The organism is Staphylococcus sp. FSL K6-0223, from assembly GCF_038008285.1.
Genome location: NZ_JBBOYX010000003.1, coordinates 403,752 through 429,319, shown reverse-complemented (window position 1 = coordinate 429,319; position 25,568 = coordinate 403,752). Strand labels below are relative to the sequence as shown.

The following is a 25,568-nucleotide window of genomic DNA, read 5'->3' as shown; positions in this document are numbered from 1 at the left end:
AATTCATGAATTCACTGCTTAAAAATGACTTTCAATGTAATAAATCTAAAAACTTAGTACTATATTTTTTTTAGGAAAATATTAAACTTTGAGGTTTTGAAATCTTCTTGAATAAACTATAAAAAGTCTATTGTATTTTTAAAAGAAAGATGATATATTTTTCTTGTGAAAAAGTTCACAAATATTTGTAGGGATGACATACTAATTTTTATTTAATTTTTGTTAACTGTTAAAAATTAGTATGTTGCTAGTTAAATTCATAGAAAATTTTTTAGGAAAGAAGAGTCAAAATATGTTAGTACAAACATTTAATCCATTTGGTAATTTAATATTATCAAGTTTAGTAGCAGCAATACCTATCATTTTATTTTTACTATGTTTAACAGTTTTCAAAATGAAAGGAATTTATGCAGCGATAACTACACTTGTAGTGACATTGCTCATTGCAATTCCATTTTTCAAATTACCAGTGGGAATCGCTTCTGGTGCAGTTGTAGAAGGTTTCTTCCAAGGGGTTATACCTATTGGTTATATTGTAATGATGGCGGTATTACTTTATAAAATTACTTTAGAGTCTGGGCAATTTTCAACTATACAAGATAGTATAACAAGTATTTCTCAAGACCAACGTATTCAATTATTACTGATAGGATTTTCGTTTAATGCGTTCTTAGAGGGGGCTGCAGGTTTTGGGGTGCCAATTGCAATTTGTGCTTTATTATTATCACAACTTGGCTTTAAACCACTTCAAGCAGCAATGTTATGTTTAGTAGCTAATGCAGCGTCAGGTGCCTTTGGGGCAATAGGTATACCAGTTGGAGTGGTCGATACATTACATTTACCGGGAAATGTTACAGCTATGGGTGTTTCACAAACCGCAACACTGACATTAGCCATTATTAACTTCTTTATTCCGTTTTTATTAATTTTTATTATTGATGGCTTCAAAGGTATTAAAGAAACATTACCATCTATTTTAGTTGTTTCTGTCACTTATACAGTTTTACAAGCACTATTAACTGTATTCAATGGACCAGAGTTAGCAGATATTATTCCGCCACTCGCATCTATGCTAGCTTTAGCTTTATTTTCTAAAAAGTTCCAACCTAAACATATCTTTAGAATTCAACAAGATGTTGAACCAGAACCAGTTAAACATCATAAAGGTAAGGAAATATTATATGCATGGAGCCCATTCGTTATCTTAACAATCATTGTCATGATATGGAGTTCTCCATCATTTAAAGGGTTATTCTTACCAAAAGGTAAATTATCATCACTTGTGTTTAACTTTAATCTACCAGGTACATTCAGTGATATAGCACACAAACCAATTGTATTATCACTTAATATTATTGGCCAAACAGGTACAGCTATTCTACTAACGATAGTTATTACTATATTGATGTCTAAGAAAGTAAACTTTGGAGATGCTGGTCGTTTATTTGGTGTCACTTTTAAAGAACTTTGGCTACCAGTCCTTACTATTTGCTTTATTCTGGCAATCTCTAAAATTACAACATATGGTGGATTAAGTAGTGCGATGGGTCAAGGTATTTCTAAAGCAGGTAGTGTCTTCCCAATCTTATCACCTATACTTGGATGGATTGGCGTATTCATGACAGGTTCCGTCGTCAACAACAACTCATTGTTTGCACCTATTCAAGCATCAGTTGCTCAACAAATAGGTACTAGTGGATCATTGCTTGTTGCTTCAAATACTGTAGGTGGTGTAGCAGCCAAACTCATCTCACCACAATCTATAGCGATTGCAACAGCTGCCGTTAAAGAGGTTGGTAAAGAATCTGAGTTACTTAAAATGACATTACGATACAGTATCGGTTTACTCGTATTCGTATGTTTATGGACATTCATCTTATCATTATTACTATAAAAAATAACATCTCCAAGCCTTTAAAAGTTCTTAGTAGGCTTGGAGATGTTTAATTATTTGAACATATTCATAAAGTCTTCATATACTGTATCCGGGTGATATAATTTTAAGGTTTCTTTACTATTTTGAATAATATGATCAAGTTCATGATAATTATGTGTTGTTAAATCAATTTGCTTGGCTAATTGTGATACATTTTCATACTCTACAAGATAACCATTATGGCCATTTTTTATAATAGCTTCAGGACCTACATTGCCTTTAAAACTAATAACTATATTATCCTGAAGCATCGCTTCTAAAATAATCATCCCAAAACCTTCATTACGTGAAGGTACAACAACAATTTTGCTTTGCGCTAATTTACTATTTAATTCTTGTGTAGACGCATTGATTTGAATAATATCGCTTAAATTATATTGATCGATAAATTCTTGTAATTGGTGTTGTTCTTTTCCATCCCCATAAAGATGTACTTCATAGTTTAACCTTCTTAAATAATCTTGTATAAGTCTCACACTCTCAAGAAGTAAATCAAATCCTTTTTCATATTCTAAACGACCAGCGGCCAAGATAATATTTTTCTTCGGTGCAGCAATTTTTTTCTCAGTTACCATATTTGGTACGACGTATACAGGAGTTTTAAGTCGAGATTGATAGTTTTTTTGATCACTTTCAGTTAATGTAGTGACTTTATTTAAGTTTCTATAGGCAGCAATAATTTCTCTTTGATATTGCTCAGGATGAGCATCAAAATTCATATGTTCCATACCTATTTTGGTGATATGTGTTTTGGCATATTTTGAAATTAAAATATTGAAGCTCGCACGAGTACCAATTAATACATCTGAAGACACATTTTTGATGGCTTTAATCATTTTCTTTTCGACATAACTTGAAAACTGATTTAATCCTGGTTCATATTGAGAAATTTTTTGCGGTTTTAAAAGTGGAGTATAAGATTTTACACGATTAGCGACAATCGCTTTGAAATTTTTGGCTTTAAAACGATAGTCAACTAATACTTTAATATTAATATCTTTGTTTAATTTAAAATAGGGCGATTGTGCGCCTCTAAATACTGAGATGATTGTAACTGAGTGACCTTTTTGAGACAGAGTATTAGAGAGTTGGGAAATAGATTTTACTGTTCCACCCATAGCATATATATTATGCATGAAAAACGTGAACGATTTCATGTAAAACACCTCATTGTTTCTATAATCTTGTAGTTCATTATAACATTAGTCAGACTACTAAAGGTAATATGTTAGAATGGATTAATAGCATTATTTAAGGGTAAGAGTTTAACAATTTATAGATATCTGACTTTTTATCCTTTTGTGAATAGCAATTTATAGTATATAATTAAACTAGTTTAATCAATGGTTATGATGAGGGAGAATCAAGCCTTCCTTAAATAACTCTTGGGATATATTTTTTATAGGTTTAGAAAGCGCTTTAATATAGAAATCTATATTAAAACAAATCCATTAGAGTCAATCGTTCCATTTATTCATTGAAAAGGGGGACTGTATTTGTTATGAGTACACAACATAGCAAAACAGATGTCATCTTAATTGGTGGCGGCATTATGAGTGCAACATTAGGAACATTACTTAAAGAATTATCACCTGAGAAAGAAATTAAATTATTTGAAAGATTGGACCAACCTGGTGAGGAAAGTTCAAACGTTTGGAATAACGCTGGTACAGGGCATTCAGCATTATGCGAGCTGAATTATACTAAAGAAGGTAAAGATGGCTCAGTTGATATCACTAAAGCGATAAAGATTAATGAACAATACCAAGTGTCTAAACAGTTTTGGACGTATTTAGTACGTACGGGTCAATTAGATAGCCCAGGTAAGTTTATCCAATCTGTACCACACATGAGTTTTGTTAAGGGCGAAAATAATGTGCGTTTCTTGAAAAGTCGTGTAGATAGTCTTCAAAAGAATGTTCTTTTCGAAAAAATGGAAATCTCTGAAGATCCTGAAAAAATTAAGAATTGGGTACCATTAATGATGGAAGGGCGTAAGTCAGAAGAGCCTATTGCTATCACTTATGATGAAACAGGGACAGACGTGAATTTTGGTGCTTTAACGAAAAAATTAATTAGCAATTTACAAGAAAAACATGTCGAAGTGAATTATAAGCATGAAGTTCAAGACATTAAGAAACAGGATAATGGTAATTGGAATGTTATTATTAAAGATTTAACATCTGGTCAAATAACAAATTATGAAACGGAATTTGTATTTATCGGTGCTGGTGGCGCTAGTTTACCTTTATTACAAAAAACAGGTATTAAAGAATCTAAACACATTGGCGGTTTCCCAGTAAGTGGATTATTCTTAAGATGTAAAAATCCTGATGTTATTAAACAGCATCATGCAAAAGTGTATGGTAAAGCAGAGGTGGGAGCACCTCCAATGTCTGTACCTCACTTAGATACACGTTTTGTTAACGGCGAACGTTCTTTATTATTTGGACCTTTCGCAGGTTTCTCACCTAAATTCTTAAAAACTGGCTCATATTTAGATTTAATTAAATCTGTTAAACCAAATAATATAGTAACGATGTTAAGTGCAGGTGTTAAAGAGTTTAATTTAACTAAATATCTTGTATCTCAATTAATGTTATCTAATGAAGAACGTGTTGATGACTTACGTGTGTTCTTCCCTGAAGCTAAAGACGAGGATTGGGAAGTAATTACTGCAGGACAACGTGTTCAAGTGATTAAAGATACTGATAAATCTAAAGGTAACCTTCAGTTTGGTACGGAAGTTATTACTTCTGAAGATGGTTCACTAGCAGCTCTTCTAGGTGCTTCACCAGGTGCGTCAACAGCAGTAGATATTATGTTTGATGTACTACAACGTTGTTATCAATCAGAATTTAGTGGTTGGGAATCTAAAATCAAAGAAATGGTACCTTCATTTGGCTTGAAACTCTCAGAACATGAAGATGTATACCATGCTGTAAATAAAGAAATTACAAAGTATTTAAATGTTAAATAATTTGTAGAAGCTAAGTTAATGATAAAGTAAGTCAATTAAAAACAAAGGCTCTAAGATGGTTTCAAACTTGAAATCATCTTAGAGCCTTTTTTATGAAGATAAAGTATAAACTAAAACATGGTTAGGAGTTAGTTTATACAGTGTTTTTAATTGGTAATTGAATTGTGAAGATTGTAGCGTCGTTAGATTGAACAGAAATAGTACCATTGTGCAATTCTATGATGGACTTTGTAATTGCGAGACCTAAACCATTACTACTCTGATCATTGTTTAATTTATAAAATCTTTCGAAAATGTGAGACATATCTTTATCTCTGACTGTGCCCTCATTTTCGATGGTAAAAATAATATTGGATGCTTCTATTGATAGATGTATCTGGATTAAGCCATATTGTGGTGTGTATTTAATGGCATTAATGATAAGATTGCTCAACGCTTGATGAATAAGTCTTTCATTTCCTAGGAAATATACCTCATCTAATTCTGTCATAATTACTAAATCTTTTTCTTCAATATGGAATTGCTCATGTCTAATAATATCTTTAATTAAATCATTTAAGTGGATGCGCTTATCTAAAGTTAAATGTTCTGCGTTATCTAATTCAGATAGTAATAATAGTTCTTGCGTTAAATCACTGACTTGAGTAGTAATATTAAATAGCTCATTAACATGCATTTGTCTTTCTTCTTTACTTTTAGAAAATTGTAGTTGAGTTAATATACTTTGAATGTGTGTCAGTGGAGTTTTGATTTCATGAGATACATTTTGGACAAAATGTTGTCTCATTTCATCTACTTGTCCTAAACGTTTGCGCATTGTATCAAACCTTGATTGTAAGGTGCCAATTTCATCTTGACGTGTTTGATTGATAGGAGTTTGAAAATCGCCTTTCATCAGTCTATGGGTTGCACTTTTCAGAGCAGAAACGGGTTTAATAATTGAATACGTAGAAGCAATAACTAATGAAATTGAGATGACAAGTAATAGACCAAGTAACACGGCTAAAAATATTCTAAACTCACTAAATGTTTCACCAATATCAGGACGCATAAATACTGCAACTGGTTTATCGTTAGATTTAAAGCGTAAGCCTACCGTGTTATCCGTTTCATTATCGAAAAAACCTGTGACAAATAATTCAAATGGCTTATTTTTAATACCGTGATAATTTTTACCATTCATTACAGATTGAATAGCAGATTGTGGTAATGTATCTCGACGGAATGGTTCTCCATAAAAATGTTTTGTACCAAGATTATCTACAGTAAGTATTTGATAATTCATATCTCCCAAATGTTTAAAATAAGAGGAGAGTGATTGAGTGTTTTGTGCGTTTTCATAATTGCGTGCTTCTTTTAAGGTTTTCATAATTTTAGCATCATTAGAGGCTTTTAAATTAAAATGATAATAGATATTTGTAAGGACAAAGCTTATAAAGGCGCTAAAAAGTATCACTGTGATGGTATAGATTGCAATTCTAGAATAAAGTGTTTTAAACATCTTGATTCACCTTATACCCTTGTCCACGGACTGTATGTATTGAAATTGATGCACCTAATCTAGACAACTTTTGACGGAGTCTTTTAATGTGTACATCAACAGTTCGATCATCTCCTTCGTAATCAAATCCCCAAATCTTTTCAATGATGTCATTTCGAGTGAAAATGTGTTTCGGATTAGACACTAATAAAAATAATAATTGGAATTCTTTATTAGGAAGATTTATCGTTTTAGCATCAACATTTATCTCCATATATGGTTGATTGAGTGTTAAATTTCCAAGTTTAAGTTCAGACTCAGCATTAATTTGATATCTTCTTAACACCGCTTTGATTCTAAATAGTAATTCTTTCACCTCAAATGGTTTAGTTACATAGTCATCTGTCCCGCTTAAGAAAGCACGTTCTTTATCACTTAAAGCGTCTCTTGCCGTTAACATAATAACGGGTATATCATAATCCTCTTTTAAAGTTTTACATAATTCGAAACCATTTATGCCATTCATCATAATATCAACGATAGCTATGGCGACATTCTCTTTTTCAAGAAAATGAAGTGCCTCCTCACCACTTAAAAAAGCGTGTGTTTCAAAATGTTCATTTATTAGATGAGATTTTACATAATCTAATATTTTTCGATCATCATCAACAACTAAACAGCTCACCATCATCTTTTCGCTCCTAAGTTTTTTATTTATTATACTATTTCCGATTTTAATTTAACATATCGAAGTTCGTTCATATTCAGTTCACATTCACTTCTTAAAATTTTGGTGACAAAGATAAAGGAGTGACTATAAATGAATTTAGCATGGAAAGAAATTAAATTTTATAAATTCAGATTTATACTTATAATGCTTATCGTATTTTTAATGTCTACGATGGTTTTATTTATCAGTGGGTTGGCTCAAGGACTAGCCAGGGAAAACATTTCTCTATTTGATCACCTCAAAGGGAACCAATTTATTATTCAGAAAATGAAGGAACCACAACTAGAAAAATCTTCATTAAACTCTAAACAACAATTTAAAATAAACAAAATCGTTAACGAGCAACCAATAAAAATGATGTCAAAAACTTTAAATGTAAAAGGTAATGAAGCAAATGTCGTTGCATTAAACTATACGACCGAAAATAAATTTAATCTAAAATCTGGAACATACCCAAATCATAAAAATGAAATTGTAGTGAATGAAAAACTTATCGCAAAAGGGATTAAAAAAGGAGATAAAGTGAAGTTCACAAAAGAAGGTAAGCCATATAAAGTCGTAGGAATTCTTAAAGATGCTATGTATTCGCATAGTAATGTGATTCTTATGAATCAAAACGTATTTCAAAATAAAAATAATGGTGTGGCTTCATTTTATTCATTGAGTCATTTATCTAGTAAACAGAAGCATGAAATCAATACAATTAAAGGTGTGCAACATGTAAAAGCACAAGAATTAACGAATCATATTGCTAGCTACAAAGCTGAGCAAAGTCCATTAAAAATGATGATTTATAGTTTATTTATTATCACAGCAATAGTATTAAGCGCATTCTTTTATGTAATGACGATACAGAAAATTTCCGAGATAGGAATACTTAAAGCTATAGGCATTTCCACACCACATTTACTTATTTCATTAATCGTTCAAATTTCAGTAATTACTCTGATTGGTGTAATTATATCTGAAGCTTTAATTATATTAATAAATCAAATTTTACCGGTTACAATGCCATTTCATTTAGAAGTGAGCAACATGTTAGTTGTATTAATAATATTTTTATTCGTTGGTTTAATTGGCGCGTCACTCTCGTTCATTAAACTTTTAAAAATTGATCCGATAGAAGCGATAGGGGGAAATGAATAATGACATTAATGGTAGATAATATTGTTAAAACTTTTGGAGAAAATGAATCTGAAACGCAAGTTTTAAAAGGAATCAATTTTGAAGTTCAGGATGGAGAATTCGTTATCTTAAATGGTGCTTCTGGTTCCGGTAAAACTACATTATTAACGATACTAGGCGGTTTATTATCACCTACATCTGGTAAACTCATCTATGAAGAAAGCCCTTTATTTAATAACAACAACAATACTAAAATGAGGCTCAACGACATCGGCTTTATATTTCAAGCGTCACATCTCATCCCGTACCTCACTGTAGAAGAACAACTGATCACTGTTGGTAAAGAAGCGGGAATGTCTAAAAGAGAAGCAAAGTTACGGGCTAATGAACTACTTGATGAGATTGGTTTAACACATAGGGTGAAAAGCTATCCCTATATGTTATCAGGTGGAGAAAAACAACGTGTAGCGATTATGAGAGCATTTATGAATCATCCTAAAATCATACTAGCTGACGAACCTACCGCAAGTTTAGATGCAGAGAGAGCTAGACATGTCGTAGCAATGATTAAAGAACAGATTAGTGACAAACGTATGATTGGTATAATGATTACACATGATGAAAGTTTATTTAAATATGCAGACCGTGTTATAGAACTTTATGACGGTAAAATAATCAACTAATAAAAAGAGCGAGGTAACGTTAGTCTACTTGAATAGTAGTTTTCGTTATCTCGCTTATTCATTTCTTAGACGATGATCATGCGTATAAGACTTACCCAAAAGATAATCGCAAAATAAATAGTTAGAATTACTTTATATTGATACATTAATCCTAAAAAATCTTTGATAAGCGCTATACTGAAAAAATGATAGGGTGTATGGCTCCCGAGACCATAGAATTCTAAACCTACTTTATTAGCAAGACGCAATGATCTTAAAATATGGAATTGGCTTGTAACACATAAGAATTGTGCTCGTCTTCCAAAATGTTTTTCTATGATTGGCTTTGAATATTGAAAATTGGTATACGTATTAGTAGATTGTTCTTCCATTAGAATACGTTTCTCCGGCACACCCTTCGCGATGAGATAGCGTTTCATTGCTAGCGCCTCAGTAATGGGTTCATCGGGACCTTGCCCACCACTTACTAACATATATGGAGAATGCTTTTGAGATTCATAAACTTTGATTGCACAATTTAACCGTTCAGCAAGCATAGGAGTGACTTCCTCTGTAAAAATACCTGCTCCTAGTACCATAATTAGGTCTACATTTTTAGAAAATAAATGACTACCATAAGCTGATGACCAAGAAATATAACAAATAAAAGCGAATATAGTACTATAAGCGATGGTAGCGAACCATAAGGCCAATCCATTAATAATTGGGATGTCTACCGTACTAATATATATACATGCTGATAGGAATAACATGATGCGATAAAGGTAAATAAACATGTGTTTCAAAAATAGACGTCCACGTTTAAAGTTAAATAAATGTCGATGTTTAATGAGAATGAATAATGAAGCAATCAACATTAAGCTTGTTAAATCATACGGAATAGTTAAATGAATTAAATGATAAATTGTAATGATAAATCCGATAATAATAGTAGAAATATAAAATCTTAAATTAAGAGTGAGTGGTTGATTGACATACAAAGATGCAATAAGGATAAAAGCAATGATTGTTAGTATAATTGATATCATGAATGGATTACCTCTACATTTATTGTATATATAATGTAGACTAGCTATTCATAATTAGCAATCTTTTAGCTATAAAATACGTGAGCTCATTAGAGGTTTCAATTTGATAGTATTCTTGCTATTATTTAAAAGTATGAAAAATAATTTTTTTATATAAATAGATAAAATAAATTAGGAGATTCTACATGGTAAGACGAATAGAAGATCATATCATTTTTTTGGAAAAATTCATAAATGACGTAAATACATTAACTGCAAAGCTACTTAAAGATTTACAAATTGAATATGGCATTTCTATAGAGCAATCTAATGTGTTGAATATGTTAAGTAATGAATCATTAACAGTGAGTCAAATTACTGAAAAACAAGGCGTCAATAAAGCAGCAGTAAGTAGAAGAGTTAAAAAATTATTAGATGCTGACTTAGTTAAACTCGAAAAAACAAATGCCAATACTGACCAACGCTTAAAAATTGTAATTTTATCAGAAAAAGGCAAAGAATATATTGTAAAAAGAAAAGCAATCATAAGTAATATTGCTAATGATATGACAAGTGATTTCTCAACAGAGGAAATAGAAAAAGTTAGACATGTTTTAGAGGTCATTGATCATCGTATCAAATCGTTTAATTCTAAATTATAAATATTCTGAGAATTGGACTATACACTGAATCATTGATAGGAATATAATGAAAAGTGTAAATTATTTTAAGTATTTAGGACTAATTATGTATTTAACTTAAGCTGTTTTATTAATATAATTCGAATAAGTGCGTAAATGCTTTTTAATTAAAATAAAATGAAAACTACATATATTAGAAATTGTAATTTCAAATCAAAATCTGTAAAATAAACCAGGTTGATAAAATAATTATATAATATAAAAATTAAGTGAATGTAGTGTGGGAATAAGAGGTGATATAATGAATCAATGCCCAAACTGTGGACATACAGTTAGTGGTGATAATGAAAGCTGTCCAAATTGTGGGCAATCATTATCAAGAAATAAGAAAAGAAAAAATAAAACTAAACAGCAATCATCTCAATCGCAAAATAATAACGCTACGAACCTCAAATTACGTAGAATTGTTCCACTAGGAATCGTCTTTTTTATTTTAATACTTATTGTGGTTTTATTTTTCCTATTAAAGAACTTTAATTCTCCAGATGCACAAGCTAAGATTCTTGTTAATGCAGTAGATAATAATGATACGCAAAAAGTAGCAACTTTATTAAGTACTAAAGATAATAAAGTAGATCCAGATGAGGCGAAAGAATATATTAAATATATTAAAAACGAAGTAGGTATGAAAAGTTTTATTAGTAATATTCGAGAGACAGTGGACAAATTGAATAAAAATAATTCAAGTGTCGCATCGTATATCCAAACGAGAAGTGGTCAAGACGTTCTGAGAATTAGTAAAAATGGTACGAGATATTTGTTCTTTGATAATATGAGCTTTACTGCACCCACGAAACAACCAATTATTAAACCTAAAGAAGAAACAAAATATGAATTTAAAACAGGTGGTAAACGCAAAACTGTCATTGCAGATGCACATAAGAATACACCATTAGGTGATTTCATACCGGGTACTTATCACATGCCTGCTAAAAAGATTACTAAGAATGGCACATTCAATGGCTATTTAAATTTTGATTTTAGAGAAAGTAGTTCTGAGACAGTAGAAGCTTCGGAAGATTTTGATCAAACCTATTTAAATATCAAATTAAAAGGTGCAAGTAAATTAAGTGATAGTTCAGAAAAAGTAAAAATTAATGATCGTGAAATGTCATACTCAAATTCTAAAGAGTATGGTCCGTATCCGAAAACGAAAGATATTACTATATCTGCCACAGGTAAAGCAAAAGGTAGAAAATTTAGTTCAGAAACCAAAACAATTAGTGCTGATGATTTAAAAAATAATACGACTGTGACATTAAATTTTGAAAGTGATAAAATCAATAGTTATGTTGAGAAAAAAGAAAAAGAAGAGAATAGTCTCAAAAATAAATTAACGGAGTTCTTCAGTGGTTACTCAATGGCGATTAATTCAGCTTTTAACATGAATAATTTTGATTTTATATCAAGTTATTTTAAAAAGAATTCTTCTATTTATAAACAAATGAAAAATAACTTTGCAAATCATACAACTGTTTCAATGCTATCACCACAAGTATTAAGTGCGAGTAGAAGCGGAGATAAAATTAAAACCACGATTCAACAAATTGATAACTCAGGTAACTTTGTTAACAAAGACTATGAACTAGAAATTGACTCTGATAATAGTAATATGCAACTCACAAAAGGTGATGAATAAAAGCCAAATGCAAAATGCATTTGGCTTTTATTATAGCTATTTAGTAATATAATTAATTATCAGGAAAAGCTTAAGAAAAAAGCTTGATTTCCTTTTAAATGTATAAAGGAGGCTTCACTTTGGAGCAATCACAACCCAAACATCGCAATTCCCTATTATTTATCATCATTTTAGGTGCACTTACTGCTATAGGTCCATTGTCAATTGACATGTTCTTACCAGGTCTACCTAACATTAAGAATGATTTTCATACAACAGCATCAAATGCTCAATTAACAATTTCATTTTTCATGGTGGGATTAGCATTCGGTAACTTGTTTGCTGGACCTATTTCCGATTCTAAAGGTCGTAAAAAGCCTCTTCTTATTGCGATGGTTATTTTCACGCTGGCAAGTTTAGGAATCATTTTTGTTACGAATATTTGGGTGATGATTATATTACGTCTTATACAAGGTCTAACTGGTGGGGCAGGTGCAGTCATATCCAGAGCAGTGGCAAGTGATAAATACTCAGGAAATGATTTAACCAAATTCTTATCACTTCTAATGTTAGTTAACGGTGTTGCACCAGTTATCGCACCAGCACTTGGGGGATTGATACTAAGTTTTACTGGTTGGAGAATGGTCTTTATTATATTGACCATTTTCGGTTTACTTATGTTCATAGGAACACTCTTCAAAGTTCCAGAATCCCTTGAAAATGAACACCGTGTTAATAGCAACCTTGGCACAATGTTTAAGAACTTTAAAGATTTATTTGCTACACCAAGATTTGTATTACCTATGTTGATACAAGGTGTGTCATTTGTTTTATTATTTACTTACATTTCAGCCTCACCATTTATTGTTCAAAAAATATATGGATTTTCGCCTTTACAGTTTAGTATCATGTTTGCATCCATAGGTATTACTTTAATTATTTCAAGTCAACTGACCGGTAAGTTAGTAGATTACTTTGATAGACAATCTGTACTTAGAATGATGACTGTAATCCAAATTTTAGGTGTCATCATAGTAAGTATGACATTAATCAATCATTGGAATTTCTGGTTATTAGCGTTTGGCTTTGTAATACTTGTAGCACCTGTAACAGGTGTAGCAACACTTGGTTTCTCTATTGCAATGGATGAAAGTAAAAGTGGAAAGGGGAGTTCTTCAAGTCTTCTTGGACTATTTCAAACATTGTTAGGTGGACTGATGTCTCCGCTCGTAGGTATTAAAGGGGAAAATGATCCAACACCCTACATTATTATTATTGCTATAACAGCTGTAATTCTGATTATATTACAACTTTTAAATAGACGCGTATTTAAAAAAAGCTAAACCGTTTAAGATGATTTAATCTAAGTCTACTTCAGAGTTAAAATTAACTTCGAAGTAGACTTTTTTCATCTTCAGTTTAGCTTTAAATGTTTACCTTTGCAGTTTAATAGTATTTGCGAGTAAGACTTCTGCTATGACTTTTGGAGACTCTACACAACCACGTCGTAACCAATCGATAATAATACCGGCTTGGCCTCCTACAGAATAAACAACAAACATGTGTTTATTCTGAATTGAGGTTTCATATCTATTCATCACCTTTTCATAACAATCTCTAGTTTCATTAATATAATCCAAAGCAATATCTTTATTAGGATGAGTAATTAATGTTGCTTTATAAAAGGCTTCCCTACGTTTGATATAACTTGCAACAAGTAAAAAGAATTTATACATTTTCTTTTGATCTTGCTTAATGCTATGAAAGTCATGATAAAAAGAATTAAGTAAAGCTTTATATTTATTGAGATGATAATTTTGTATACGTTCTAATAAATGATATTTATCTTGAAAATGATCATAAAAAGTTGAGCGATTTACGTTACTATATGCACAAATCATTTTGATAGTAATGTCCTCAAATGGATATTCTTCAAGTAATTTAATAAGACTTTGAATGATTTTATATTTAGCGCGTTGCTTCATTGTTTCACCTGATTAATTTTTTTATATAAGTTTTTATCCAACACAATTATAAAAATTGTTGGTGTTATTTTTAGATTCACATCTCTATAATAGATAAAGTGAATTTTAAAAGCAAATAGGAGGATATATTCATGAAGAAAATGGTATTAGTGAATGTCATTACTATCATTGTCTTAGTAGTTATAGGTGTTCTAGCTTTCTGGTTCTGGAACAATGCGACTAGCTACGTAACTACTGACAACGCAAAAGTAGACGGAGATCAAATTAAAATCTCAAGTCCAGCTTCAGGACAAATTAAATCTCTTGATATTAAACAAGGAGATAAACTTGATAAAGGTGATAAAGTAGCTGAAGTTTCAGCTCAAGGTGAAGGTGGTCAATCTAAAGATATGAGCATCAAAATGCCTCAAAAAGGTACTATCGTAAAAACTGATGGTATGGAAGGGTCTATGGCTCAAGCTGGTAACCCAATCGCTTATGCATACAATTTAGATGATTTATACATTACTGCTAACGTAGATGAAAAAGACATTTCTGATGTAGAAAAAGGAAACGATGTAGACGTTGATATCGACGGTCAAAAAGCTTCTATCAAAGGTAAAGTTGAACAAGTTGGTGAAGCAACTGCAGCTAGTTTCTCATTAATGCCTTCATCAAACAGTGACGGCAACTACACTAAAGTGTCTCAAGTAGTTCCAGTTAAAATTTCTCTAGATTCTGAACCATCTAAAAATGTTGTTCCAGGTATGAACGCTGAAGTTAAAATCCATAAAAATTAAGGGGGTCATTTTATGACAGCGACCTTCATTATTATTTATATTGTTATAGCGCTCATACTTATTGGTCTTATTAATGTTTTTCTTTCTAAATCTAGGAAAAAAGCAAAAGGTCAAAAAGCGGAACAACGTTCGACTAAGGATTCTAAGAATCAAAGTTATCAATCTAAATTTAAAGCAAGTGATCTAGATAAACAATCTGAGTCTAACAATGCTTCAAGTCGTGTCAGAAATCATTCTGATAATATCGAAGATGATAAAAGAAAACATCACTTCGAATCTACTAAAGAGGGAGATCAAAGATCTTCTAATGCAACACATTCAGAAAGTAGATATGATGACTATCCTGGTTCTTTACGTCGTTCAGATCAACATGAAGAAGAAAACGTAGAGAAACACGATAATCAAAATAATCATTCTACAGAATCAAATGAAGAATCAGATGAAGTTTTAAATCCTATTAACCCTAATTCTGTAGAAGGTAGAGTTAATGAGAAGATTAAAAACCAAGAATCTAACTTCATTTTTGGTAAAGGTATTTCAAGAGGTAAGATTTTAGCTGCAATGTTATTTGGTATGTTTATTGCGATTTTAAACCAAACATTATTAAATGTGGCATTGCCTAAAATTAATACTGAATTTAATATTTCTGCATCAACTGGACAATGGTTGATGACAGGTTTCATGTTAGTCAATGGTATTTTAATTCCAATTAGTGCTTTCTTATTTAACAAATATTCGTATAGAAAATTATTTATTGTGGGCTTAGCGCTCTTTACGATTGGTTCACTTGTCTGTGCGATTTCGTTTAACTTCCCAATTATGATGGGAGGACGTGTGTTACAAGCCATTGGTGCAGGTATCTTAATGCCATTAGGTTCTAACGTTATTGTAACGATTTTCCCACCTGAAAAACGTGGTGTCGCAATGGGTACAATGGGAATAGCTATGATCTTAGCGCCAGCCATTGGTCCAACACTATCAGGTTATATCGTTCAAAACTATCATTGGAACGTCATGTTCTATGGTATGTTCTTTATCGGTTTAGTTGCAATTATTGTAGGTATGTTTTGGTTTAAACTTTACCAACGTACCACAAATCCTAAAGCCGATATACCAGGAATTATCTATAGTACAATAGGTTTCGGTGCTTTATTATACGGTTTCTCTGAAGCTGGTAATAAAGGCTGGGGTTCTACTGAAATTGTAACAATGTTTGTTATTGGTATTATCTTCATTGTTCTATTTGTAATTAGAGAGTTAAGAATGAAGGCTCCAATGTTAAATCTTGAAGTATTAAAATATCCAACATATACACTTACAACAGTTATCAATATGATTGTAATGATGAGTTTATATGGCGGTATGATTTTACTTCCTTTATATTTACAAGATTTACGTGGCTTCTCAGCATTAGACTCAGGCTTACTCATGCTTCCGGGTGCCTTAGTCATGGGTGCTTTAGGTCCTATAGCTGGTAAGCTATTAGATACTATAGGTATTAAACCATTAGCAATCTTTGGTATCGGTATTATGACTTATGCTACATGGGAATTAAGTAAATTGAACTTAGAAACGCCATATCTTCATATTATGGGCATATATGTATTGCGTTCATTCGGTATGGCATTTATTATGATGCCTATTATGACAGCAGGTATGAATGCTTTACCTGCAAGATTGATCTCACATGGTAACGCATTTGTTAATACAATGAGACAATTAGCAGGTTCTATCGGTACAGCTATATTGGTAACAGTAATGACGACTCAACAAACCAATCATGTTGCAGCATTCGGGGATGAATTAGATAAAACCAATCCTGTTATCCAAGATCATATGCGTGAATTAGCACAACAATATGGTGGCGAATCAGGTGCATTAAAAGTGTTATTACAATATGTTAATAAACTTGCATCTGTTGAAGGTGTTAATGATGCATTTATCATTGCTACTGTTATTAGTGCTATCGCATTAATCTTAAGCTTATTCTTACAAAGTAAGAAAAAAGCAGAAGCGTCAGCTAAAAAAGCTAACGCAGAAGATAAAACAGCTCACCAAGAGTAAAAACTAATTAAGAGATAAAAATGTGTTGTGGGGACACTTAGAGCCACTTACAATCGGAAGATTGTTAGTGGCTCTTATGCATGCGCGAGAGCGCAGGCGAACGTAAGGAAACAATCGGAAGATTGTTAGTGGCTCTTATGCATGCGCGAGAGCGCAGGCGAACGTAAGGAAAGAGTCGGAAGATTGTTAGTGGCTCTTATGCATGCGCGAGAGCGCAGGCGAACGGATTAAATTATTAATACGAATAAAAGGCCAATCCTTAACTTGATTAAAAGTTATGGATTGGCCTTTTGCATTATCTTATACGTGCTAGTCGATTACGGAAGAATAAACTAATGAATAAGAGTGCAATACTACAAGCAAGTAAAATAAGTGCATTATGTATTGCATCAGCTTCATTAATTACTTGGTCTGGAGAAACAGTTAGATAATATTGTTTGAGTGATTCAGAAATTTTTTGCGCAATTGTATGAATAATATAGCTAAAATACAAAGTAATCAGTAACATAGCTGCTAAAATAAATAAATTGAAAATCTTCAATAAAGTTCTATTAAGAATAATTGTAATTACAGTAATAAACATACTAACTAAACAAAGAATAAAGAATACATTAAACACCATTATGAGGTTATCTATAGATTTTTGTAGATCATCCATATTACCTAAATTAATATTTAAATTACCAATTTTAGTTAGAGTATCTTGGAAGTTTTGAATTTCATGGAAATTAATAGTTTTATTTGCAAAAGCAAGGTTAAAAATAGGTTGTTTCAACATACTATAACCTGTTATAGCAGTTAAAATGAGTATGATCAGATGGATGATAATACTAACCCATGAACGCTTTTTCTTCCCATATCTTTTGCCTCGGTGTATTTCTTGCTCATGAAATTGAGCATTGAAGTTACTTGGATTTTGATTAGGTTCAGACACTAAGATGCCTCCTTTAATTTTGCTGTCCTATATTTATCATTTTCACTTTATGTTTGTTATAATTGGCTTTATTCAAGACATATACGCGCACACATAAAGTGGTTTAAGATTCATCTAACTCATATAATATTATATCTTTTTTAGAAAAATGAATATAGCACTTTAAACAAATTGTTTTATAAATTTAAAATTTGAAAAGAGGTAGGTCTAGCAAGCTATGAAAAATCGTTTAATGAATAGAGTAGTCAATAAATATATACTTCATAACAGATCAATATTTTTCGAAAATGACGATGAGGTAGAGCAATTTTTAGAAAAAAGAAGAGACGAAAATAGTAAAAAACATAAACAACCCTCATCATTAAATGTAAAAGCTAATCTTGATAAATTATCTTTAGGAGATATGCAAGTATTCAGATTTAATTTCAGACATGAGTCTAATAATAAAATTCTGTATTTACATGGGGGATACAATACATTGCAACCCTCACCATTCCACTGGAGATTGTTAGATAAATTAGCATTAAATACATTACATGAAGTTGTGCTACCTATCTATCCTAAGGCGCCGGAATTTCACCTAGAAGATACATACAACGCGATTAAGGAAGTTTATGATGAATTAGTAGCTGAAGTTGGTGTTGATCATATCGTCATCATGGGAGACGGTTCAGGTGGCGGATTAGCTATGCGATTTGTACAATCCTTAATTGAGGAAAATGAACCTGTTCCAAGTAAACTATTCTTAATTTCACCACTTTTAGATGCGACACTATCAAATAAAATGATTACCGAAGACTTAGAAGACGAAGATATATTAGTAAGTCGATTTGGTGTGAATGAACTTATGAAAGTATGGTCTAATGGTCTACCATTAACGGATAAACGTGTTTCACCACTCTATGGTGAGCTAAGAGGATTACCTCCTGTATACATGTATGGAGGAGGTAAAGAAATACAAAATCCTGATATGAAAGAGCTCGCACGTTTACTAGAAGGCTATGGACAATTTGTTGAGTTTAATGAATATCCAAAAATGGTGCATGATTTTCCATTATATCCAATAAGACAATCACATAAAGTAATCAAACAAATTACGAAGGCTATTCGGAAATAAAGAACAAGGACTTTGGTTAAATCAAACTACCAAAGTCCTTGTTCTTTAGTGTTATTCTATTATCGAATTAATATGTGTGACAATAAAATTTTGTCCCTTTAAATAGTAAAAAGATGCCATAAAATCATCAAATTGACGTGGTATGTCAGTAAAATTACTAAAAGTAAATTTCTTTTCTAAGTTTTGATCTTGAACATATTTTTCAAAATTATTATATTGAATAAGAAATTCTTCATCGATTTGGTTCTCATCAATAAGCGTAAATATTTCATCAATCGCAAACTTTTGTCCTTGTAAATAACTCATATGAATTGCTCGTTTAAAAAGTTGAGATGCAGGCCCATTAATGACTAATTCTTTCTGATTGTTTAACTCACTCAACTCAAATTTAACGTCATCTTTCAAATCTATAAGCTCGTTTTTTATACGTTTCCTAGTAGGCATAACTATTCTCCTTTCTTAGGTATACCAATGCGATGTCCTAGTTGTTTAGGCCACTCAATTTTTTCCTGTTCTAAATCATAAGCTTCTATAAATTCCATATATTTCTCAGGAAATGGTGCAGAGCGCCGTTGATTCTTGTCGATACCCATCATCATTACTTCATTTGTAGCAGCTATAGTTCCATCTTCATGCAACATTCTTAAAAATAAGTGCGTACGTTTATAATCATAGTCGTAAAGGTATAATTCTACAGTGAATGACTGATCAAGAGACAGTTCTGCTAAATATGTAGTATGTGCTTCTATTGTAAATACTGTATATTGACTTTCTTCTCTTTCTTTAAGAGATAGCCCATGACTATAATTAAACTCATTAATTACATCGCTAAAAATTACATTATAATATGCATCATGCATATGGTTATTATTATCAATCAAATCTTCAGTTACTTTTCGTGTTACAGTAAATGTTTTAGACATCTCTTATCCCCCTTGAATATAACTCTATCTTACTAAATTAAATTAACACATACACGTGATTGATTTCATGATAGAATGTAACTGAGATAATTGGAGGGGGAAGTAAGATGACAATGACCGTAAGATATCAATCTTTAACACAACCTCTTACGGAAGTATCAAATATTCAAGACGTCCCTAGTGATGCGACAATTATTTGGTATGATTTTGAAAATGCTTCAAATAAAGAAAATGAATTTCTAAGAAATAAATTCGATTTTAACTATTTAGAAATTGATGATGCTATTACAGGTATACCACGAGTTAAATACAAAGAATATAAAGAATATCAATATATGATTTTTCATAGTATTATTGATAAAGATTATTCACCCATCGCATTAAATGTATTTCTTCAAAATAATATACTTGTCACGTATCATCATAAACCTTTTCAATCTTTAAAGAGGGTCGCCGAATATAATGCTGAAAACCATGATTCAGAATTAGATTGCGCGGATATAGTGATACATATACTTGATAGTATGGTAGATAAATATTTCGATTTCGTATATGGTATTGAAGATAAAGTTTATAATTTTGAAGCTCGTCATGTTGATGATCGCTATAGTAAAAATGTGATGGAAAACGTTTTTCAGTTACGTTCAGATTTGATTAAAATTAAACGAGTTATGTTTCCAATGCAAGAAGTTGTTGATACGATTAAGAGTGAAGGTAATATCATTAAAGATGCTAAACACTCAATGTACATTCAACATATTGATGACCACCTTATTAAACAGAGAAATGTCATTAGAACAGCTCAAGAAATGACAAATGAAATTCGAGAAAATTATGAGTCATTCACCTCATTTAGAATGAATAGTATTATGCAAATACTCACACTTGTATCAGTTATTTTCTCACCTTTAACATTTATAGCTGGTGTTTATGGAATGAACTTTGATTATATGCCAGAGTTAAAATGGCATTATGCTTATTTTATATGTTTAGGCGTAATGCTTGTGATAACAATTGTTTTAGTCGTCTTTTTCAAAAGGAAAAAATGGTTCTAAAACTTTAACAAAAATATTTGAATTTAAACAAAGGAAGGTATTTCAATGAGTGATTCACTGAGAGAACAAAGAAAAAATGAACATGTAGAAATTGCTATGTCTCAACATGATGCGCCTCAATCTGATTTTGATAAATTAAGATTTGTTCATCATTCCATTCCTAGCATTAATGTCGATCAAGTTGATTTAACAAGTCATACTTCTCACTTTGATATGCAATCCCCAGTGTATATTAATGCGATGACGGGTGGTAGTGATTGGACGAAGCAAATTAACGAAAAGTTAGCAGTAGTCGCTAGAGAAACTGGACTAGCAATGGCGGTTGGATCTACACATGCTGCTTTAAGAAACCCTAAAATGGCAGATACATTTAACATTGTAAGACAGACTAATCCTGAAGGTATGATATTTAGTAATGTTGGTGCAGATGTGCCTGTTGAAAAGGCGTTACAATCAGTTGAATTACTTGAGGCACAGGCATTACAAATTCATGTGAATTCACCACAAGAATTGGTTATGCCAGAAGGTAACCGTGAATTTGTAACTTGGATGGATAATATAGAAGCTATTGTGAATCGCGTGGATGTACCAGTAATTGTTAAAGAAGTTGGGTTTGGTATGAGTAAAGAGACCTTTAAGTCTTTAGCTGAAATTGGCGTTCAATATGTAGATGTAAGTGGTCGTGGTGGAACGAATTTTGTTGATATAGAAAATGAACGTCGTTCAAATAAAGATATGGATTACTTAACCCAATGGGGGCAATCGACAGTTGAATCTCTACTTGAAAGTACAGATTATCAAGATAAATTAAATGTATTTGCAAGTGGTGGGTTACGTACACCTTTAGATGCAGTAAAAAGTTTAGCCTTAGGTGCTAAAGCTGTTGGTATGTCTAGACCATTTTTAAATCAAGTAGAGCAATCAGGTATTACTAATACGATTGAATATGTAGAATCTTTCTTAAATCATATGAAAAAAATTATGACGATGTTAGATGCTAAAGATATTGATTCACTTACTCATAAAGATATTGTATTTAGTCCTAAACTACTTTCTTGGATTGAACAACGTGGCTTAGATATTCACAGAGGCTAAAGTTTAATATATAAAATGTACGAAAGTATAAATTAAAGGCTGAAAGAAGGCTTCATTACGAAGCTTTCTTTCAGCCTTTTTTAGTTTAATTATATGCATGATTGTTTTAATGCTATTAGACGTTACGTATTAACTAAAGAATTGTATAAAGCTCATTACAATAATAACGCCGATTAGATCTATTAAAAATGCACCAACTATAGGAACTACAAGATATGCTTTAGGTGAGCTACCATACTTTTTAGTAATAACGTCAAGGTTAGCCATTGCATTAGGTGTCGCACCTAAACCATGACCAATAAATCCACCAACCATTACTGCAGCATCATAGTCTTTACCTAGTCCTCTGAATAATACGAAGATAGAGAATAGTACCATGAAGGCAACTTGTATCAATACAATGATGATTAAAGGAATAGCGAGTGAATAAATTTCGGTAAGCTGAATACTCATTAATGCTAAAGATAAAAAGATACCAAGTGAGATATCACCAATTTGGTCGTTAATTTTTAAATCAACAATGTTTAATCCAGCAAATTCTGATACATTTCGAATGATAACGGCAACAAACATTGAACCAACATACATAGGAATGTTGACGCCAGTCATGTGAGTGAATGTATCTCCGATATATGTCCCTAAAGCCATACAAAATACTAGAATTGTAAATTGAATGAAAAATATTTGTGTTGGTTTAAATTTATTATGAAGTGATTGGTTATATTCTACTTCACCATAATTTTTATATGATTCATCACGATGTTCTGGAGTAAGGTTATATCGTTTTATTAAGTATTTAACAACTGGACCGCCGATTAATCCTCCAAAAACAAGACCTAGTGTTGCGGCAGCAAGTGCTGCGGTTACAGCGGAATCAACACCCATGTCTTGGATTGTTTTACCGTATGCAGCTGCATTACCATGTCCACCTTCCATTGACATAGAGCCAGCAGTTAACCCTAATAAAGGTTGGATATTTAAAATTTTAGCGAGAGATACACCTATAATATTTTGACATATCGCCATGATTCCACAAAACATGAAATAAAGAAGCATGACTTTACCGCCAATTTTAAACAACTTTAATGATGCGCCTAATCCAATAGTAGTGAAAAAGGCCAACATAAAGAAATCTTGTATAAATGATGCATCGAGTTTGATTTTAACAATATGTAAAGAATCAAGAATGGCTACGAGAATTGAAAAGAGTAAACCGCCTATAACTGGAGCAGGTATACATATTCTCCTTAATATCGATACATGATTAATGATTGATTGTCCGATTAAATATAGAACACATGCTAAACACAAGGTTGTGATTGCATCTAACTCTATCATAAAAATGCCCCCTTAGAAGTAGTCCCAAAACCTATGTTTAATACTTAATCTATATAATTATGTAAGCGTTATAAAAAGCCATAATAACCATTATACATGTAGAATTTAAATAAATCTAGGAAATCAAATAATATTATTTATATATATCTAGTATTCAGAACATTTTAATTTGAATTAAATATAAGTTTAACAATAAATTAAAAAATGCTCGTTAGATTTACATAATGTTAATAATCAGTACCTTGCAATGTACAGTAGTGGGTGCTATATTAGTTATAACAACTACTGTGTATTGTTCAATACTGAATAATACATAAAGGAGGTAGATACATGAACACTCAATTTAAAAAGGGCGCTCTAGAGTTAATTGTCTTATTAATTATTAAAAAAGAAGATCAATATGGGTATTCTTTAGTTCAAAATATCTCACGCTATATGACTATTGCGGAAGGGACTGTGTATCCATTGTTAAGACGTTTAGTCAAAAGTGGAGAACTTGCTACTTATTATCAACCATCATCAGAAGGTCCATCTCGAAAGTATTATAGTCTTACTGAACAAGGGCTGGAAAGATTAGACATACTTAAAAAAGAATGGGATTTATTCTCTAAAGCAGTCAATCAATTTATAGAGGAGAGTGAAGCAAATGAATAAAGATCATTATTTAAAGTTATTAAAGAGATATTTAGGACATATCAATAATGATGAGAAGCAAGATATTCTAAATGAGTATGAAACACATTTCTATAGTGGAAAACAAGAAGGGAAATCTGAAGAACAGATTTCTCAAGAACTAGGTAATCCAAAATCTATTGCAAAAGAATTAAGAGCAACTGCAGCGGTCGAGAGAGCAAAAAGTAATAGCTCAATAAGTAATATTTTTTCTGCGATTATTGCAGTTATGGGACTCAGTTTATTCAATTTCTTTATTATATTGTTCCCCGCTGTCATGATCTTTTTTGCAATTGTATCTTTAATTCTCTTCACTATTTCAATGCTAGCTGCACCAATAATGCTAATTGTTAAAGGATTTATTGATGGTTTTAGTTCAATTATTCTTTACGATGTTTTTATGGCTGGACTAATGTTCGGCATTGGATTAATGGTCGTAGTTATAACTATTTATATTATTAAATGGATATATATTATGATTGTGAAATATCTAAAATGGAATGTCTCAGTTGTGAAAGGAAGTGTTCAGTCATGAAGAAATTTCTTATCACATTATTTATTTTTGGCTTTGCTTTAGTTGTTATATGTGGTATAGGTCTGTATGCACAAGGAGAAAAACTTGAAAAAGAAGATAGCTACAACGATAAAGTAACGACAAATCTCTCAAAAAAATATAAAAAAGATATTCGCTCGATTGAAGTCAATTCTGACATGAGCGATGTTACAATCAAAAAAGGAAATCACTTCTCAGTAACATCTAGAGGTGATGATAAGAATGTAAAAGTTAAGAGTTACATTAAAGATAAACAGTGGATTCTTAAAGAAGAAACTAAAGAATCAGTGATTAACTTTAGGCCTTTAAATAATGTCGAAAATCATATCACTATAACAGTTCCTAAAAAAACTAATAAATTGTCTGTGAATGCGAATGATGGAGATTTAAAAGTAAATAATATTAATGTTGAAAAAGCAAAATTGAATGCTGATTCAGCTGATATATCAATTAACAAAGGTAAGTTTGATCAGCTTTATGTGAATAATGATTCAGGAGACATTTCAACATCAAATATTAATTCCAAAAAACTTATAAAATTGATCAATGACTCAGGAGATATTAATTTGCAAAAAATGCAACCTGATGTAAATACAAATATTAAAAATGATTCAGGAGATATTTCATTACATTATAAAGAAAAGCCTAAAGATACCCTTTTAAAAATACATAATGATTCAGGTGATTCTTATGTAGGGTTAAGGGAATTAAAAGATAAAAAAGTAGGTAATGGTAGTAAAAAACTACAATTATTTAATGATTCAGGAGATATTAAAGTGAATTAAATGCAAAG

At 31.4% G+C, this 25,568-nt stretch carries 24 protein-coding genes; 15 read left to right on the top strand and 9 right to left on the bottom strand.

Features of this window, described 5'->3' with window-relative positions; translation table 11 throughout:
* Positions 1-292 precede the first annotated feature (292 nt).
* Positions 293-1,894 (top strand): L-lactate permease, encoded by a 1,602-nt coding sequence (locus MHI13_RS19430; protein WP_002432694.1) that lies wholly within the window; start codon positions 293-295, stop codon positions 1,892-1,894.
* Between the two features lie 53 nt (positions 1,895-1,947).
* Here the strand turns inward: MHI13_RS19430 and MHI13_RS19425 are convergent, their stop codons facing one another.
* Positions 1,948-3,093, bottom strand: a complete 1,146-nt coding sequence (locus MHI13_RS19425) for a glycosyltransferase family 4 protein (RefSeq protein WP_064210175.1) — start codon at positions 3,091-3,093, stop codon at positions 1,948-1,950.
* Between the two features lie 344 nt (positions 3,094-3,437).
* Between MHI13_RS19425 and MHI13_RS19420 the strand changes: the two genes are divergently transcribed.
* A complete protein-coding gene (locus MHI13_RS19420) occupies positions 3,438-4,916 on the top strand; it encodes a malate:quinone oxidoreductase (RefSeq protein WP_064210176.1) in 1,479 nt (492 codons plus the stop codon).
* A 133-nt stretch (positions 4,917-5,049) separates the two neighbouring features.
* Here the strand turns inward: MHI13_RS19420 and MHI13_RS19415 are convergent, their stop codons facing one another.
* Both MHI13_RS19415 and MHI13_RS19410 read right to left on the bottom strand, forming a co-directional pair.
* The gene (locus tag MHI13_RS19415; RefSeq protein ID WP_002432703.1) at positions 5,050-6,417 is read right to left on the bottom strand and encodes a sensor histidine kinase; all 1,368 of its coding nucleotides are present in this window, start codon (positions 6,415-6,417) and stop codon (positions 5,050-5,052) included.
* Positions 6,410-7,084 carry a response regulator transcription factor gene (locus tag MHI13_RS19410; RefSeq protein WP_002469685.1) on the bottom strand — a complete coding sequence of 225 codons (675 nt, stop codon included), beginning with the start codon at positions 7,082-7,084 and terminating at the stop codon, positions 6,410-6,412. The genes MHI13_RS19415 and MHI13_RS19410 overlap by 8 nt, the downstream gene beginning before the upstream one ends.
* Before the next feature lie 132 nt (positions 7,085-7,216).
* Here MHI13_RS19410 and MHI13_RS19405 point away from each other — a divergent pair, with 132 nt between their 5' ends.
* Positions 7,217-8,272 (top strand): ABC transporter permease, encoded by a 1,056-nt coding sequence (locus tag MHI13_RS19405; protein ID WP_002432666.1) that lies wholly within the window; start codon positions 7,217-7,219, stop codon positions 8,270-8,272.
* The gene (locus MHI13_RS19400; RefSeq protein WP_002432508.1) at positions 8,272-8,934 is read left to right on the top strand and encodes an ABC transporter ATP-binding protein; all 663 of its coding nucleotides are present in this window, start codon (positions 8,272-8,274) and stop codon (positions 8,932-8,934) included. Before MHI13_RS19405 ends, MHI13_RS19400 begins: the two co-directional genes overlap by 1 nt.
* A 65-nt stretch (positions 8,935-8,999) precedes the next feature.
* Here the strand turns inward: MHI13_RS19400 and MHI13_RS19395 are convergent, their stop codons facing one another.
* Entirely contained in the window at positions 9,000-9,962 is a 963-nt protein-coding gene (locus MHI13_RS19395; RefSeq protein ID WP_002432936.1) for a YdcF family protein, read from the bottom strand.
* A 185-nt stretch (positions 9,963-10,147) separates the two neighbouring features.
* Between MHI13_RS19395 and MHI13_RS19390 the strand changes: the two genes are divergently transcribed.
* The 3 genes from MHI13_RS19390 to MHI13_RS19380 all read left to right on the top strand — a co-directional run bounded on the left by MHI13_RS19390 (position 10,148) and on the right by MHI13_RS19380 (position 13,603).
* A complete protein-coding gene (locus tag MHI13_RS19390; protein ID WP_002453883.1) occupies positions 10,148-10,603 on the top strand; it encodes a MarR family winged helix-turn-helix transcriptional regulator in 456 nt (151 codons plus the stop codon).
* A 280-nt stretch (positions 10,604-10,883) separates the two neighbouring features.
* Positions 10,884-12,281 carry a zinc ribbon domain-containing protein gene (locus MHI13_RS19385; RefSeq protein WP_002432636.1) on the top strand — a complete coding sequence of 466 codons (1,398 nt, stop codon included), beginning with the start codon at positions 10,884-10,886 and terminating at the stop codon, positions 12,279-12,281.
* Positions 12,282-12,400: 119 nt separating this feature from the next.
* Positions 12,401-13,603, top strand: coding sequence for a multidrug effflux MFS transporter (locus tag MHI13_RS19380; protein WP_002432658.1), 1,203 nt, complete (start codon positions 12,401-12,403; stop codon positions 13,601-13,603).
* 90 nt (positions 13,604-13,693) lie between these two features.
* Here MHI13_RS19380 and MHI13_RS19375 read toward each other — a convergent pair whose 3' ends face one another.
* Positions 13,694-14,245: a TetR/AcrR family transcriptional regulator gene (locus MHI13_RS19375; protein WP_002432804.1), complete on the bottom strand. Its 552-nt coding sequence runs from the start codon at positions 14,243-14,245 to the stop codon at positions 13,694-13,696.
* A 131-nt stretch (positions 14,246-14,376) separates the two neighbouring features.
* On the opposite strand from MHI13_RS19375, the gene MHI13_RS19370 reads away from it, so the two are divergent.
* A complete protein-coding gene (locus MHI13_RS19370) occupies positions 14,377-15,024 on the top strand; it encodes an HlyD family secretion protein (RefSeq protein WP_002432737.1) in 648 nt (215 codons plus the stop codon).
* A gap of 12 nt (positions 15,025-15,036) precedes the next feature.
* Positions 15,037-17,088: a DHA2 family efflux MFS transporter permease subunit gene (locus tag MHI13_RS19365; RefSeq protein ID WP_002432550.1), complete on the top strand. Its 2,052-nt coding sequence runs from the start codon at positions 15,037-15,039 to the stop codon at positions 17,086-17,088.
* Positions 17,089-17,383: 295 nt separating this feature from the next.
* Here MHI13_RS19365 and MHI13_RS19360 read toward each other — a convergent pair whose 3' ends face one another.
* Positions 17,384-18,022 carry a hypothetical protein gene (locus MHI13_RS19360; protein ID WP_002432807.1) on the bottom strand — a complete coding sequence of 213 codons (639 nt, stop codon included), beginning with the start codon at positions 18,020-18,022 and terminating at the stop codon, positions 17,384-17,386.
* A gap of 217 nt (positions 18,023-18,239) precedes the next feature.
* Between MHI13_RS19360 and MHI13_RS19355 the strand changes: the two genes are divergently transcribed.
* Entirely contained in the window at positions 18,240-19,139 is a 900-nt protein-coding gene (locus tag MHI13_RS19355; RefSeq protein ID WP_002432792.1) for an alpha/beta hydrolase fold domain-containing protein, read from the top strand.
* A 51-nt stretch (positions 19,140-19,190) separates the two neighbouring features.
* Here MHI13_RS19355 and MHI13_RS19350 read toward each other — a convergent pair whose 3' ends face one another.
* Both MHI13_RS19350 and MHI13_RS19345 read right to left on the bottom strand, forming a co-directional pair.
* Complete coding sequence (locus MHI13_RS19350; protein WP_002432953.1) at positions 19,191-19,583, bottom strand: hypothetical protein; 393 nt, start codon at positions 19,581-19,583, stop codon at positions 19,191-19,193.
* Positions 19,584-19,585: 2 nt separating this feature from the next.
* Positions 19,586-20,062 (bottom strand): thioesterase family protein, encoded by a 477-nt coding sequence (locus MHI13_RS19345; RefSeq protein ID WP_047796625.1) that lies wholly within the window; start codon positions 20,060-20,062, stop codon positions 19,586-19,588.
* Positions 20,063-20,169: 107 nt separating this feature from the next.
* On the opposite strand from MHI13_RS19345, the gene corA reads away from it, so the two are divergent.
* Together corA and fni are read left to right on the top strand one after the other, a co-directional pair.
* The gene (gene corA / locus MHI13_RS19340; RefSeq protein ID WP_002432313.1) at positions 20,170-21,117 is read left to right on the top strand and encodes a magnesium/cobalt transporter CorA; all 948 of its coding nucleotides are present in this window, start codon (positions 20,170-20,172) and stop codon (positions 21,115-21,117) included.
* 45 nt (positions 21,118-21,162) lie between these two features.
* Positions 21,163-22,212, top strand: coding sequence for a type 2 isopentenyl-diphosphate Delta-isomerase (gene fni, locus MHI13_RS19335; RefSeq protein ID WP_037550155.1), 1,050 nt, complete (start codon positions 21,163-21,165; stop codon positions 22,210-22,212).
* Positions 22,213-22,341: 129 nt separating this feature from the next.
* Here the strand turns inward: fni and gltS are convergent, their stop codons facing one another.
* Complete coding sequence (gene gltS / locus MHI13_RS19330; protein WP_002432341.1) at positions 22,342-23,550, bottom strand: sodium/glutamate symporter; 1,209 nt, start codon at positions 23,548-23,550, stop codon at positions 22,342-22,344.
* A 330-nt stretch (positions 23,551-23,880) separates the two neighbouring features.
* Between gltS and MHI13_RS19325 the strand changes: the two genes are divergently transcribed.
* Genes MHI13_RS19325 through MHI13_RS19315 form a run of 3 tightly spaced genes read left to right on the top strand, consistent with a single transcriptional unit; the run spans position 23,881 to position 25,560 of the window.
* On the top strand, positions 23,881-24,204 hold the full coding sequence (locus MHI13_RS19325; RefSeq protein ID WP_002432916.1) for a PadR family transcriptional regulator: 324 nt from the start codon (positions 23,881-23,883) through the stop codon (positions 24,202-24,204).
* A complete protein-coding gene (locus MHI13_RS19320; protein WP_002432644.1) occupies positions 24,197-24,757 on the top strand; it encodes an HAAS signaling domain-containing protein in 561 nt (186 codons plus the stop codon). Before MHI13_RS19325 ends, MHI13_RS19320 begins: the two co-directional genes overlap by 8 nt.
* Complete coding sequence (locus MHI13_RS19315) at positions 24,754-25,560, top strand: DUF4097 family beta strand repeat-containing protein (protein ID WP_002432679.1); 807 nt, start codon at positions 24,754-24,756, stop codon at positions 25,558-25,560. Before MHI13_RS19320 ends, MHI13_RS19315 begins: the two co-directional genes overlap by 4 nt.
* Positions 25,561-25,568: the final 8 nt, after the last annotated feature.